This is a genomic window from Psychrobacillus sp. NPDC096389 (genome assembly GCF_044762855.1).
GTDB lineage: Bacteria > Bacillota > Bacilli > Bacillales_A > Planococcaceae > Psychrobacillus.
In genome coordinates this window covers 190,406-204,953 of record NZ_JBIWFB010000007.1, presented here as the reverse complement: position 1 = coordinate 204,953, position 14,548 = coordinate 190,406, and the positions used below count along the sequence as shown (strand labels likewise).

Genomic DNA, 14,548 nt, shown 5'->3' with positions numbered 1-14,548 from the left:
GCACCTCCTTGATTGGCACTTTCATGTAAATTAAAGAACTTCTGGAGCTAAAGATACGATTTTCATGAAGTTGCTGTCACGTAGTTCACGCGCAACAGGTCCGAAAATACGAGTTCCACGCGGTCCTTTATCGTCTTTGATAATAACACATGCGTTTTCATCAAATTTGATATAAGTACCGTCTTTACGGCGTACGCCGCTTTTCGTGCGAACGATTACAGCTTTAACGACGTCACCTTTCTTGACAACGCCACCTGGTGTTGCTTTCTTAACCGTACATACGACGATATCGCCGATATTAGCAGTCTTACGTCCAGTACCACCAAGTACTTTGATTGTTAAAACTTCACGTGCACCTGAGTTGTCAGCAACTTTCATACGAGTTTCTTGTTGGATCACTTAGGTAACCTCCCTTCGGAATTAATTAGTTCCGAAATTTATTATTAGATAATAACCGCTTTTTCTACAACTTCCACTAGGCGGAAACGTTTTGTAGCTGATAACGGACGAGTTTCCATAATGCGGACGATATCTCCGATTTGGGCTTCGTTTTGCTCATCATGAGTTTTGAATTTCTTCGAGTATTTAACACGTTTACCGTATAACTTATGTTTTTTATGAGTTTCAACTAAAACAGTAATTGTTTTATCCATTTTGTCTGAAACAACACGGCCTGTGTATACTTTGCGTTGATTACGCTCAGTCATGCCTGAAAACCTCCTTTATCAGTTGTTTGCACTGATTTCTCTTTCGCGAACCACAGTTTTCATACGCGCAATCGCTTTACGTACTTCACGAATGCGAGCTGTGTTTTCTAATTGACCAGTCGCCAATTGGAAGCGAAGGTTGAAAAGCTCTTCTTTCAGTGATTTTACCTTTTGTTCTATTTCTGCAGTAGTAAGTTCACGGATGTCATTAGCTTTCATTAGATTCACCACCAATTTCTTGACGTTTAACTACTTTACATTTAACAGGAAGCTTATGTGATGCTAAGCGTAGCGCTTCACGAGCGATCTCTTCAGATACACCAGCAATTTCAAACATAATTTTTCCTGGTTTTACTACAGCTACCCAACCTTCAGGAGCACCTTTACCTGATCCCATACGAACCTCAAGAGGCTTTTTCGTATATGGTTTATGTGGGAAAATTTTAATCCAAACTTTACCGCCACGTTTCATGTAACGTGTCATTGCAATACGAGCAGATTCGATTTGACGGCTAGTAATCCAGCTTGCTTCAGTTGCTTGTAAACCAAATTCACCGAATGATACTTCTTTACCGCCTTTCGCTTCACCACGCATCTTTCCGCGGTGTTCACGACGATATTTAACGCGTTTAGGCATTAACATATTATTTGCCTCCTTCCTCAGAGTTCTTCTTCACTGGAAGGACTTCCCCACGATAGATCCATACTTTTACGCCTAGCTTACCATAAGTAGTGTCAGCTTCAGCATGTGCATAATCAATGTCAGCACGTAATGTATGAAGTGGTACAGTTCCTTCACTATAGTGTTCAGCACGCGCGATGTCAGCGCCGCCAAGACGTCCAGATACTTGAGTTTTAATACCTTTAGCGCCAGCACGCATTGTGCGTTGAATTGCTTGTTTTTGAGCACGACGGAAAGATACGCGGCCTTCTAATTGACGTGCGATACTTTCTGCTACTAATTTAGCATCTAAGTCAGCTCTTTTAATTTCTACGATGTTGATGTGTACACGCTTGCCAGTTAAATCGTTTAAGTGTTTACGAAGTGCTTCAACTTCAGTACCACCTTTACCGATTACCATACCTGGTTTCGCAGTGTGAATTGTAATGTTAACACGCTTAGCAGCACGTTCGATTTCTACTTTAGAAACAGATGCGTCGTTTAAACGAGTTTCAATGTATTTACGAATTTTCAAGTCTTCGTGAAGTAGAGTTGCATAGTCTTTACCAGCGTACCATTTTGACTCCCAGTCACGAATAATACCTACTCGTAATCCTATTGGATGTACTTTTTGACCCACGAATTATCCCTCCTTCTTCTCAGATACCACTACAGTGATGTGGCTAGTACGTTTGTTGATCGCACTTGCACGACCTTGTGCACGCGGACGGAAACGTTTTAATGTTGGACCTTCGTCAACAAAAATTTCAGAAACAACTAGGTTGTTAATATCTAAATCATAATTGTGCTCAGCGTTTGCAACTGCAGATTTCAATACTTTCTCAACAACAGGAGATGCTGTTTTTGGAGTAAGTTGTAAAATTGCAACTGCTTCACCAACTTGCTTACCTCTGATTAAATCTACGACTAATCTTACTTTACGAGGAGCAATGCGCACTGTTTTAGCAATAGCTTTTGCTTGTGACATTTGAATGACCTCCTCTCAAATTAGCGTCTTGTTTTCTTATCATCTGCACCATGACTTTTATAAGCGCGTGTTGGTGCAAACTCGCCTAGTTTATGACCTACCATATCTTCAGTCACGTATACTGGAACGTGTTTACGTCCATCATATACTGCGATTGTTAATCCGATAAAAGTAGGGAAAATTGTCGAACGGCGAGACCAAGTCTTAATCACTTGTTTTTTCTCAGAATCCTTTTGTGCATCGACCTTTTTAAGTAAATGATCGTCTGCGAAAGGTCCTTTTTTCAAGCTACGACCCATGCTGAATCCTCCCTTTCGTGATTACACCACGGTCCTTTCTTTGAACCGTAGTAAACCACATTATTTTTTACGACGACGAATGATAAGTTTGTCGGATTTATTTTTCTTGCTACGAGTTTTGTATCCAAGAGTTGGTTTACCCCATGGAGACATAGGTGACTTACGACCGATTGGCGTACGTCCTTCACCACCACCGTGTGGGTGATCGTTCGGGTTCATGACAGATCCACGTACAGTTGGGCGTTTACCTAACCAACGAGAACGTCCCGCTTTACCAATGTTTACTAGTTCGTGTTGTTCGTTTCCTACTTCACCGATAGTTGCACGGCAAACACCTAGGATTAAGCGAACTTCACCAGATTGTAAACGTACGATTACGTATTTACCTTCTTTACCAAGTAATTGAGCAGATGTACCAGCAGAACGTACTAGCTGACCACCTTTACCAGGTTTCATTTCAATGTTATGGATTGTAGAACCCATTGGAATGTTTTCTAATGGAAGCGCGTTTCCTACTTTAATATCAGCTTCTGGACCTGACACAACTGTCATTCCAACTTCTAAGCCTTTAGGAGCTAGGATGTAACGTTTTTCCCCATCCACATAGTTAATCAATGCGATATTCGCAGTGCGGTTTGGATCATATTCAATAGTAGCTACACGACCTTCAATACCATCTTTGTTTCGTTTGAAATCGATGATACGGTATTGACGTTTGTGTCCACCACCATGATGACGAACAGTAATTTTACCTTGATTGTTACGGCCGCCTTTACGTGTCACAGGAGCAAGAAGTGATTTCTCAGGTTTGTCTGTTGTGATTTCAGCGTAATCTAACGATGTCATGTTACGACGTCCGTTTGTCGTTGGTTTATACTTTCTAATCGCCATTGTATTCCCTCCTTCTTGAGTATTGATTTGTTTTTATAAGATTTAGATCTCGAATAATTCGATTTCTTTGCTATCTTGAGTTAATGTAACAATCGCTTTACGGCGTTTGTTTGTATAACCACCAAATTTACCTACGCGTTTGAATTTCCCTTTGTAGTTCATGATGTTCACTTTTTCAACATCTACTCCAAAGATTTCTTCAACAGCATATTTAACTTGTGTTTTGTTAGCGCGAGTGTCCACTTCGAAAGTGTACTTTTTATCTGCCATAATTTCAGAAGAACGCTCGGTAATGACCGGACGTTTAATAATATCACGTGCTTCCATTATCCAAGCACCTCCTCAACTTTTTCTACTGCAGATTTAGTTAACACTAATTTATCGTGTCCTACTAAATCTAATACGTTAATACCTGTTGCAGACACAACTGTGATTCCAGGGATGTTACGAGCAGCTAATGCTACGTTTTCATCTAAATCAGCAGTTACGAATAACGCTTTTTTATCGATTGAAAGGTTAGATAACACTTTCACGAATTCTTTTGTTTTTGGTGCATCAAAAGCTAAACCTTCTAGTACTACGATGCTTTCTTCACGCACTTTAGATGAAAGAGCTGAAAGAAGTGCTAGACGACGTACTTTTTTAGGTAATTTATAGCTATAGCTACGTGGAGTTGGACCGAATACAACACCACCGCCACGCCATTGTGGAGAGCGGATCGACCCTTGACGAGCACGACCTGTTCCTTTTTGACGCCATGGTTTGCGTCCGCCACCAGCTACTTCAGAACGGTTTTTCACTTTGTGATTACCTTGACGAAGTGATGCGCGTTGAGCAATGATAGCTTCAAATAAAACAGCTTCGTTTGGTTCGATACCGAAAACTTTATCGTTTAACTCGATTTCACCAACAGAAGTTCCTGCTTGATTTAATAAAGATACTTTTGCCATTCCTGTTTCCTCCTTTCTTTAAGAGATTATTTCGATTTAATAGCAGCTTTTACAACTACTAATGATTTACGAGAACCAGGAACATTACCTTTAACAAGTAGTAGGTTGCGTTCAGCATCCACTCTTACGATATGTAAGTTTTGGATTGTCACTACATGCCCACCCATTTGACCAGGTAATTTCTTTTGTTTAAATACACGGTTCGGAGCAACTGGCCCCATTGAACCTGGACGACGGTGGTAACGAGATCCGTGAGCCATTGGTCCACGAGATTGTCCGTGGCGTTTAATAACACCTTGGAAACCTTTACCTTTAGTAACTCCTGTTACATCAATTACATCGCCTTCTACAAAACTTTCTACGTTGACTTCTTGACCAACTTCGTAATTAGCTGTATCCAAGCCGCGGAATTCGCGGATGAAGCGCTTAGGAGCAGTGCTCGCTTTTGCTACGTGCCCTTTAGCAGGTTTGTTAGAAAGCTTTTCGCGCTTATCTTCAAATCCCAACTGAATAGCTTCGTAACCGTCTGTTTCAACTGTTTTCTTTTGAAGTACTACGTTTGGTGTAGCTTCAATTACAGTTACAGGGATTAAGTCACCGTTCTCAGCAAATACTTGCGTCATACCGATTTTTCTACCTAAGATTCCTTTGGTCATCCGTCACACCTCCTATAATAATTTGTTGTTTTATTTTTTTACCATTAAAGTTTGATTTCAATATCAACGCCAGATGGTAAATCAAGCTTCATTAACGCATCAACAGTTTGTGGTGTTGGGTTAACGATATCGATCAGACGTTTATGCGTACGCATTTCGAATTGTTCACGAGAATCTTTGTACTTGTGAACAGCACGAAGAATTGTGTACGTCGACTTCTCAGTTGGAAGTGGAATCGGACCTGATACACTTGCACCTGAACGTTTAGCAGTTTCCACAATTTTCTCAGCAGATTGATCAAGAATTCTGTGATCATACGCTTTCAAACGGATACGAATTTTTTGTTTTGCCATTATTTTCCCTCCTTCTCGCCTATTTTCTAGACATTCTCCACGAAAATTTTCCAATCACTCGCCATGGCAAAGCGGCCGGGTGTGTCGGTAACCTCTCGCTTCATCGCAGTCAAAGACCAACTACAACATTATATACAATAAAAAAAGATTTCGCAAGTGTTTTAGCGAAATTCTTTTAAATTGTTTTAAAAACATATTTTACAGCTATAAATGCTTTCTTAAGCCGGTATTCAGTATATAAAATTCGACCACAAATATCAAGAGTTATGGTGTTGTGAATTTGTGGAATATATAATTGGCATTAATATAATGGTAAGAAACATGGTTGTAACTGTTTAGGGATAATGCTTCGCATATTGCTCTATTAGGATTCACTGTGATTTTCACTGCAGAACGGAAGCTTTCCTTGGGGCAGTGGTGGGCCTTCACCGCCGTTTATATGTGCGTTGTGAAGTCTCCATCCTACTCAACAGAGGAACAAAGTCTAAGAACGTCACATCGTGATGCCTCCACTGGAGTCGCCGGCTGCATCAAGGATCGAAGGATAAAACTAACTTATCAGTTCTCGAAATGAATAATAAGTAGTTGATGAGACAATATACACCACGTACGCGACAAAAAAGTTGAGCAGATGCCAGCTAGACAAGTTCGGCGAGCTTTTAGGCAGATAACATACCTAAGTCATGGGCGTCACATACTAGTAAACTTGCTACTGTAAGAGATTAGTTGCTCTCAGCGGCAATTTAGTTGCTTTCACGCAGTTTTTAGTTACTTTCCTACTGAAATTAGTTGCTCTCAATAGCTTTTTGGTCGCCCTTAGCCATTCTTTGGAATTTTGCTCCAAGGTGTATCATTAGCGACGTAGTGGCTCGTCACTCGTCCAGCGGAAATATAGCGGTCTCCTTATTGAGCTCACTAAGATGCAGTATCTCTAACAATAAAAGGATGACCTCATGGAGATCATCCTTTTCCTTCATAAATTATGATAATCATTACGAGAAAAACATAATCGCAACCCATCCAAATATAATCAGTGGAATATTAAAGATAAAAAACGTTGGGATACAAGTGTCCCGAATATGGTTATGTTGACCATCGACATTTAATCCTGCTGTAGGACCTAGCGTTGAATCGGAAGCAGGAGAGCCCGCATCTCCTAATGCACCTGCTGTTCCTATTAGCGTTATAATCGCTGCTGGGCTCAAACCAAATTCTTGAGCAATCGGTACAAAGATAACCGCGATAATTGGAATCGTCGCAAACGAAGAACCAATACCCATGTCCACGATCAACCCTATTAGTAACATGATTAATACCGCAAGTCCTTTGTTATCCCCCATGATAGACGTAGACGCCGTAACTAGCTTCTCTACGTCTCCTGAGTCTTTCACTACCTCTGCAAATCCGCTAGCAGCTATCATAACCAATCCGATGAATGCCATCATACGCATACCATCTGTTAACAATTCATCTGCTTGTCTCCATTTAAGCGCACCAGTTATATATAAAATAATTACTCCAGCTAATGCTCCTAAGATCATAGATTCTGTAGGTATTTGTACAATAACAGCAGCTAAAAGTGCAATGATAGTAAAAACAACATTTTTCTTCTCAATTGTCACTTCTATTTCTAATGCTTTGTTCTTTTCTAAATCTTTATAGTAGCGCGGTTTACGATACACGATAAATGCAATGATTAAACCTACGACCATTCCTATAGCCGGGATCAACATCGGACCATATACATCAGATGTGGAAATAGTTTCTCCTGCCGCTGTTACTTGTGTTGCTACAATATCTTGATAGAGTAGCCCAAAACCAAAAGGCAAGCTCATATAAGGGGTTATTAAACCAAAAGCTAAAATACAAGCTATTAATCGACGATCCACGTTCATTAAATTCAGTATCCTTAAGATCGGTGGTATCAATAATGGAATAAAGGCTATATGAATTGGAATTAAATTCTGTGAGAATATTGCCATCAACAATAAAACTAAGAATACTAAGGCTTTTGCTAAGCCAGTTTTTTGTGTATCCCCATCTCTTTTTACTAATTTCAAAATGGTAGCAACTAATAGTTCAGGAATGCCGGTTTTGGATATAGCTATCGCAAAACCACCCAACATCCCATAACTCAAAGCAATTTCTGCGCCTTCCCCTAAGCCTCCTGTAAATGAATCGACGGTCTCCGTGATAGATAAACCAGCTGTGAGACCACCTACTAACGCACCTATTGTCAGCGAGAATACAACGTTAATACGAAGTAAACTCAAAACTAACATCACTATTACTGCAATTAAAACAGCATTCATAAAAACACTCACTTTCACACACTAGATTACTAATAAATGAAAGTTTAATTCTTCTTGAACAAAATGTCAATATAAAAAAGCCACTTCGCTAAAAAACAAAGTGGCTTTCGTTCAATTAATATTCCTATTTTACAATGATTCATTCACTACTTTTCGGTAGTATCCAATAGAAAGAAATGCAAAGATCGAATATAAAACTACATAAATCCCCATCGTAATCAGTAAAGGTGCTACTAGTTCCGTGCCGAATAGCATCCAGCCCGATTTAACAGCAAAGTAGCTATGCGCTAAGCCAATAACTAATGGAACTCCAAAGTTAAACAATTGCTTTTTGTAAATTCCTTTCATCAACTCATTCGTAGTGAAACCAATTTTTCTAAGCACCGTATAAGAAGCTTTTTCTTCTTCTGCTTCTGTCATTTGTTTAAAGTAGAGAATACTACCTGTGGTCATTAAAAATGCTAAGCCTAAGAATCCCGTTACGAAGATCACTAGCCCAAACATATCTAGCATCGACAATCTATATGCTTCTTGCGAATCCATATTCACACTATCAATTACGCCGTCATCTTTAGTCATTTCAAAATGACCATTATTGGTTGTTTCCTCGTATATCACTTGCATTTCTTTTAACTGCGCTCTATCCACCAAATCAATACCAACTTGTTTTTTCCATCCAGTTTGCTCGCTAATCATAGAATCTTCCGCAAGCTTTTCAAATAGATCGTCGGTCACAACCATTGACATGCCGGCACCAGTTAGGTAATAGACAAGCAATGAATCCGATTTGATTTCTTTAATTGTAATAGCTTCTTCTCCGTCTGATGTCGTTAGCTGTACTGGCTTATTTTCCTCCAGTTTCACTATTTCTGACATCATATTACTATATCCCGTGATATACCCTTCCCCTGCTTTTAATGAGAGCTCCGGCATTACCTTTTGCATATCACTTAGCTTCGAGATGATCATCGGCCCTTTAGATGCCATACTTAATCCCGCTGGCATTTCACTAGCGTAGATATCCGCCGTATCGACTTCCACATTCAATAATTCAATATCCGTTTGTGTAAAGTCTATTTTCTTCTCATTTAATCGCTCTATGAATGCCTCGCCTTGGTCATTCATAAGAATATAATCAAAAGGTATATTCTGTTTTGCCGATGAACCTGCCGAGTAATAGGAGATATACGACAAACAAAGAATTCCTAATGCTGTTGCAGATATAACCGTAATTACAGTTAGTGACATAGCATTCGATTTCATACGATGCATGATTGGTGATAAAGATAGTACATCCTGTATAGACAAATGTCCTCTTTTCTGTTTTCGAATTAAATTCAATATGAATGCTACTGAAAATCGAAAAACAAAAAATGTTCCTCCAATTGTTGAACCTAAAATAGCAATCATTTTATAAAAAAGCATATTGGGATTATCACTTTCTAATTCGAACAAAGTAGTAGACAGGTAATACCCGTAACCAATTAATAAAAGACCTATGAAGCCAAGTAACATTTGAAATCCACTAAATCGTTTCACTTTTACATCCGCTGTTGCATTTGCCGTAAACAATGCAAGTAACGACACCCGTCGGATACCGATTGCAGTCTGGATCAATACTACGATCAATAACACTAAAAATACGAAAATGGTCATTTGCAGTGCTTCCACCGAAAATATTAACTGAACCAAAACGTCTTTTTCTAAAATGCGCAGTAAAACCATCCCAAAAATTCTAGAGCTTAAAAAACCAAGTCCAACACCTATCGCAAGTGCACTAACCCATAGAATCGTATTCTCAAGCACTAATAACCTTGTCACAAGCCCTTTTGACATCCCTATTAACTGGTAGAGCCCAATTTCTTTACTTCTTCGTTTCATAAACAAAAGGTTGGCATACAGAACAAAAAACACTACTACAAATAATAATATATACGAAGCGGCCTTTAAACCAGCAGCAATCTTTACCCCTTGCGATACATCTACTACACTAGGGTTGTATTGCAAAGTCACAAAAGAAAAGTAAAGCGTCACACTGAAAATAAGTGCAAAGAAATATAAATAATAATGTTTAATATTTTTCTTCATGCTTCGAAGAACTAACTGACTAAGCGTCATAGCCATCACCACCAAGCACACCTTGCGTACTCATAATTTCTTGGAAAAACCGTGTACGGTCTTTTTCACCTTTATACAGCTCTGTATATAGTTGACCATCTTTTAGGAATAACACGCGCGAACAGAAACTCGCAGCAACCGCATCATGTGTAACCATCATAATGGTCACTTTTTTATCAAGATTGATTTTCTCCAGGTTACTGAGCAGTGCAGTAGCTGCTTTAGAATCTAATGCTCCTGTGGGCTCATCGGCAAACACTACGGTCGGATTACTGATTAATGCACGTGCAGCAGATGTTCTTTGTTTTTGTCCTCCAGATATTTCGTTTGGGTATTTATTTGCAAGATCATCAATTCCTAATGTTTTAGTAAGATCTTTGAACCGTGCTTCCGCTTCTTTTTTAGAAATATTGCTAATGGAAAGTGGCAATAGTATATTTTCTTTCACCGTTAATGTATCTAAGAGATTGTAGTCTTGGAATATGAAACCTAATTGCTCTCGACGAAAATTGGATAACTCGCGTTCTTTCATCGTTCGTAAATTATGGCCACTAATCTCGATGACACCCTCCGTCGCTTTATCAATAGAAGCAAGTACATTTAGTAAAGTTGTCTTCCCAGAACCCGATGGTCCCATGATTCCAACAAATTCGCCTTCCTGTACTTCCATATCTATGCCTTTTAACACTTCTTGCGCAGTTGACTTTTTACCATAAACTTTTCTTATTTTACGTCCGCTCAATATAATCATGTATTTACCTCCTACATAGTATTAACTCTAGTGTAAGACTTTTTATACTTTTAATCGTTCGATTTACATGACAAACAAACAAAGTAGATGACAATTTTGTCACCTACTCATTATTTTGCTCATTTCGTTTTTTAAGGGAAATTGTAATGAAAATGTGGATCCTTCGCCTACTTTAGAATCTACTATTATTCGCATCCCCAGTCTATCAGCGGCTTTTTTCGTTAAATATAGTCCCATTCCAGTTGAAGCAGCGGTGTTTCTGCCAGTTGTACCGGTAAATGACTTTTCAAATATACGTGGTAGGTCTGCCTTCGTTATTCCACTTCCAAAGTCCTTTACAGTCAAAATTGTATGACCCGCTTCGTCTTTTCTAGAAGAAATGTGAATTTCATTATCTGGATTGCTGTACTTAACAGCATTAGATAATAACTGGCGAAGGATAAATGCTAACCATTTTTGATCGGTTAATACTTCTTCTTGGAGAAGATCAATTTCAAAACCAATTCCTTTTTGCATGCACCATGCTTGCAGTTCTTTTATTTCTTTATGTATTAATTTTTGAAGCGGAACAAGCTCTACTACATAATCCTTTTCCAAAGAAGGCAATCTTGTATGGTGAAGTTGCTGATCTAATAATAAATGAATTCTTAACCACTCGACCTCTAGTTTTTTCCGTAATAAAGGTTCCTGTACAGCATCGATTATGAGCCTCATGCCAGTCAATGGAGTTTTCACTTCATGAATCCATGTTAAAATGCGATCATTCTCTTCTAAATGCTCCACCTTCAATTGATTTAATTCCTCGTTATTTACTAATATTAACTCTTCCATAATACTTGTTATTTTCTTTTCAAAACTAGACTCACCCTCTGGGAGCGAATCAAACGTTGCACTTTCACCTAACTCTTTATAATAAGTTGTCTCTTTCTTATACCTCCAAAAAATAAATAATAGGAAAGTTATTATATACACCAGATTGATATAAAGGATAGAAACATCTTGGAAGGCAATATCTAAAGTTAATAGGATGTTCAACCAGATTTGCAATCCTACAAAAAAGAGAATCCATGCTTTTCTTTCTTTTACATACAAAATGAACAATTAACTTTACCCCTCTTTCGTTATTGCCATGTAACCTAATCCTTTTTTCGTTAGGATAACTTCATTCAATCCAATCTCCTCTAGCTTTAAGCGCAATCTATTCACATTAACAGATAACGTATTATCGTTTACAAATCGCTCATCATCCCAGAGCTCCCGCATTAACTCATCACGAGAAACAATAACATCCACAGAGTTTAATAGAATACGCAATATAAAAAGCTCATTTTTCGTAAGTTCAACTAATCTATCTTGCTTTCTCACTTCACTTTTGGCAAAGTCAATGATTGCACCATTCCAATTACTAACATCCAATTTCTCTTCCTGATAATCATACGTTCGTCGTAGTAATGCCTGTACCTTTGCAAGCAACACATCCATATTGAATGGCTTTTGTACAAAGTCATCTGCACCCATTTGCATCGCCATAATCATATCCATTGGATGATCTCGGGAAGATAAGAAAATAATCGGTACTTTAGAAATATGTCGAATTTCTCTACACCAATGGAAGCCATCATAAGACGGCAATTGAATATCAATAATAACTAATTGTGGTTTTTGCTCAATAAAAACAGGCATCACTTTTTGAAAATCATCTGGGCGTACTACATCAAAAGACCACTGGATGAATCGCTCTTTAATCATTTCAAAAATTAATTGATCATCTTCAATTAACAAAATTTGTGCATTCATTAGACTCCACCTCTAATTACCAGTTTACACTATTTTCAAACACAATAAACTATAGTGCACAATATAGAGATAGTGCGTCTTAGAGAGTTCTATTAGGTGACCGCTGTGATTTTCGCTGCAGGACGGACGCTTTCCGTGGGGTGAGTGATGAGCCTTCACCGCCGCTTAGGCGAACGTTGTGAAGTCTCATCTTACTCCCTTGATCCCTTCGGAGTCGCCGCCCTGCAGCGAAAATCAATGAAAAAACACTAACTTATCAGTGTCTGAAATTAACAATAAGTGGTTGAACGAGACAATCTTGCCTTTGAACACGACACACTAGTCGAGCAGATGTAGGCCAGGCAAAATCGGCTGGCTTTTAGGCTTTTTATTCCTCTAATATGTCGAAATCATAGCCATCTCAATACAAGTAAACTTGTTATTGTAAGAAATTAGTTGCTTTCATCGGTAGTTTAGTTGCTCTCATGCTGATTTTAGTTGCTTTCATACTAAAATTAGTTGCTTTCAACAGCTTTTGGGTTGCCCTTAGCCATTCTTTGGAATTTTGCTAGAAGGTGTGAGACACTGCAAGAGTGTTAGCGACGTAGGGGCTCGTCACTTGCACAGCGGAAATATAGCAGCCACCTTATTGAGCTTGCTAAGACGCATTACCCCTATATTACGTTCCAACATGCTCTATAATTTATGGTGAATGTAAACCCATATATTATAGAATTTATATCTTCCTAGAGCACAAAAAAATCCATCTCGTCGTCACGAGATGGATTTTAAAAGTTTAAATCATAAATTATTTAGTGATTGTAGCAACTACACCAGCGCCTACAGTACGTCCACCCTCACGGATAGAGAATTTTGTACCTTCTTCAAGAGCGATTGGAGAGATTAGAGAAACAGTCATTTCGATGTTGTCTCCAGGCATAACCATTTCTACGCCTTCTGGTAAGTTACAAACGCCTGTTACGTCAGTTGTACGGAAGTAGAACTGTGGGCGGTAGTTAGAGAAGAATGGAGTATGACGTCCACCCTCTTCTTTTGAAAGAACATAAACTTCAGCTTTGAAGTCTGTGTGTGGTGTAATTGAACCTGGTTTAGCTAATACTTGACCACGTTGGATGTCTTCACGAGCAACCCCACGAAGTAGAGCACCGATGTTGTCACCAGCTTCTGCATAGTCAAGAAGTTTACGGAACATTTCAACACCTGTTACAGTAGTTGATTTTGCTTCTTCAGTAATACCGATGATGTCTACAACGTCTCCTACTTTAACTTGACCACGTTCAACACGTCCAGTTGCAACTGTACCACGACCAGTGATTGAGAATACGTCCTCAACTGGCATCATGAATGGTTTGTCAGTTTGACGTTCTGGAGTTGGGATATAGCTATCAACAGCATCCATTAATTCAACGATTTTTTCTTCCCATTCTGCTTCACCTTCAAGAGCTTTAAGAGCAGAACCTTTAATTACTGGAATATCGTCTCCTGGGAATTCATATTCTGAAAGAAGGTCACGAATTTCCATTTCAACTAATTCAAGAAGTTCTTCGTCGTCAACCATATCACATTTGTTCATGAATACAACTAGGTAAGGAACACCTACTTGACGTGAAAGAAGGATATGTTCACGAGTTTGTGGCATTGGGCCATCAGCAGCAGATACTACTAAGATACCGCCGTCCATTTGAGCTGCACCTGTGATCATGTTTTTAACATAGTCAGCATGTCCTGGGCAGTCTACGTGAGCGTAGTGACGAGTAGCTGTTTCATACTCAACGTGTGAAGTATTGATTGTGATACCGCGTTCTTTTTCTTCTGGTGCGTTATCGATGTCAGCGTATGATCTAGCTGTACCACCCATTTTTTTAGAAAGAACTGTTGCGATAGCAGCAGTTAAAGTTGTTTTACCATGGTCAACGTGTCCGATTGTACCAATATTAGCATGCGTTTTTGAACGGTCAAATTTTTCTTTAGCCATTAGAGAGATCCTCCTCAGTAATTGTATGATTTTTTTATGATAAAAGGTAGAGGGCGTACGTCCCCCTAACTTTTATACTCTATAAAATAG

The 14,548-nt window shown here is 38.9% G+C and carries 18 protein-coding genes; all 18 read right to left on the bottom strand.

Annotation, left to right across the window (positions count from 1 at the left end; translation table 11 throughout):
- Positions 1–30 precede the first annotated feature (30 nt).
- The 18 genes from rplN to tuf all read right to left on the bottom strand — a co-directional run bounded on the left by rplN (position 31) and on the right by tuf (position 14,458).
- On the bottom strand, positions 31–399 hold the full coding sequence (gene rplN / locus ACIQ38_RS17185) for a 50S ribosomal protein L14 (RefSeq protein ID WP_053591327.1): 369 nt from the start codon (positions 397–399) through the stop codon (positions 31–33).
- A gap of 44 nt (positions 400–443) precedes the next feature.
- A complete protein-coding gene (gene rpsQ, locus ACIQ38_RS17180; protein ID WP_402825746.1) occupies positions 444–707 on the bottom strand; it encodes a 30S ribosomal protein S17 in 264 nt (87 codons plus the stop codon).
- A gap of 18 nt (positions 708–725) precedes the next feature.
- Entirely contained in the window at positions 726–926 is a 201-nt protein-coding gene (rpmC, locus tag ACIQ38_RS17175) for a 50S ribosomal protein L29 (RefSeq protein WP_090567840.1), read from the bottom strand.
- On the bottom strand, positions 916–1,350 hold the full coding sequence (gene rplP, locus ACIQ38_RS17170; protein ID WP_402825741.1) for a 50S ribosomal protein L16: 435 nt from the start codon (positions 1,348–1,350) through the stop codon (positions 916–918). The genes rpmC and rplP overlap by 11 nt, the downstream gene beginning before the upstream one ends.
- Before the next feature lies 1 nt (position 1,351).
- A complete protein-coding gene (rpsC, locus tag ACIQ38_RS17165) occupies positions 1,352–2,008 on the bottom strand; it encodes a 30S ribosomal protein S3 (RefSeq protein WP_402825738.1) in 657 nt (218 codons plus the stop codon).
- A gap of 3 nt (positions 2,009–2,011) precedes the next feature.
- Positions 2,012–2,356, bottom strand: a complete 345-nt coding sequence (gene rplV, locus ACIQ38_RS17160) for a 50S ribosomal protein L22 (protein ID WP_093274750.1) — start codon at positions 2,354–2,356, stop codon at positions 2,012–2,014.
- A 20-nt stretch (positions 2,357–2,376) separates the two neighbouring features.
- Positions 2,377–2,655 (bottom strand): 30S ribosomal protein S19, encoded by a 279-nt coding sequence (gene rpsS / locus ACIQ38_RS17155; RefSeq protein WP_090567829.1) that lies wholly within the window; start codon positions 2,653–2,655, stop codon positions 2,377–2,379.
- 60 nt (positions 2,656–2,715) lie between these two features.
- A complete protein-coding gene (gene rplB / locus ACIQ38_RS17150; protein ID WP_402825733.1) occupies positions 2,716–3,546 on the bottom strand; it encodes a 50S ribosomal protein L2 in 831 nt (276 codons plus the stop codon).
- Positions 3,547–3,588: 42 nt separating this feature from the next.
- Complete coding sequence (gene rplW, locus ACIQ38_RS17145; RefSeq protein WP_093274761.1) at positions 3,589–3,873, bottom strand: 50S ribosomal protein L23; 285 nt, start codon at positions 3,871–3,873, stop codon at positions 3,589–3,591.
- Positions 3,873–4,496 (bottom strand): 50S ribosomal protein L4, encoded by a 624-nt coding sequence (gene rplD, locus ACIQ38_RS17140; RefSeq protein WP_402825728.1) that lies wholly within the window; start codon positions 4,494–4,496, stop codon positions 3,873–3,875. Before rplD ends, rplW begins: the two co-directional genes overlap by 1 nt.
- A gap of 26 nt (positions 4,497–4,522) precedes the next feature.
- The gene (rplC, locus tag ACIQ38_RS17135; protein WP_402825725.1) at positions 4,523–5,152 is read right to left on the bottom strand and encodes a 50S ribosomal protein L3; all 630 of its coding nucleotides are present in this window, start codon (positions 5,150–5,152) and stop codon (positions 4,523–4,525) included.
- A gap of 44 nt (positions 5,153–5,196) precedes the next feature.
- Positions 5,197–5,505: a 30S ribosomal protein S10 gene (gene rpsJ, locus ACIQ38_RS17130; protein ID WP_093274779.1), complete on the bottom strand. Its 309-nt coding sequence runs from the start codon at positions 5,503–5,505 to the stop codon at positions 5,197–5,199.
- A gap of 992 nt (positions 5,506–6,497) precedes the next feature.
- A complete protein-coding gene (locus tag ACIQ38_RS17125; RefSeq protein WP_402825722.1) occupies positions 6,498–7,817 on the bottom strand; it encodes a Na+/H+ antiporter family protein in 1,320 nt (439 codons plus the stop codon).
- A 129-nt stretch (positions 7,818–7,946) separates the two neighbouring features.
- Entirely contained in the window at positions 7,947–9,935 is a 1,989-nt protein-coding gene (locus ACIQ38_RS17120) for an FtsX-like permease family protein (RefSeq protein WP_402825719.1), read from the bottom strand.
- The gene (locus ACIQ38_RS17115) at positions 9,925–10,686 is read right to left on the bottom strand and encodes an ABC transporter ATP-binding protein (protein WP_402825716.1); all 762 of its coding nucleotides are present in this window, start codon (positions 10,684–10,686) and stop codon (positions 9,925–9,927) included. The genes ACIQ38_RS17120 and ACIQ38_RS17115 overlap by 11 nt, the downstream gene beginning before the upstream one ends.
- Positions 10,687–10,785: 99 nt before the next feature.
- The gene (locus tag ACIQ38_RS17110) at positions 10,786–11,787 is read right to left on the bottom strand and encodes a sensor histidine kinase (protein WP_402825713.1); all 1,002 of its coding nucleotides are present in this window, start codon (positions 11,785–11,787) and stop codon (positions 10,786–10,788) included.
- A gap of 6 nt (positions 11,788–11,793) precedes the next feature.
- Positions 11,794–12,483, bottom strand: a complete 690-nt coding sequence (locus ACIQ38_RS17105; RefSeq protein ID WP_402825710.1) for a response regulator transcription factor — start codon at positions 12,481–12,483, stop codon at positions 11,794–11,796.
- Between the two features lie 787 nt (positions 12,484–13,270).
- A complete protein-coding gene (gene tuf / locus ACIQ38_RS17100; RefSeq protein WP_402825707.1) occupies positions 13,271–14,458 on the bottom strand; it encodes an elongation factor Tu in 1,188 nt (395 codons plus the stop codon).
- Positions 14,459–14,548 lie beyond the last annotated feature (90 nt).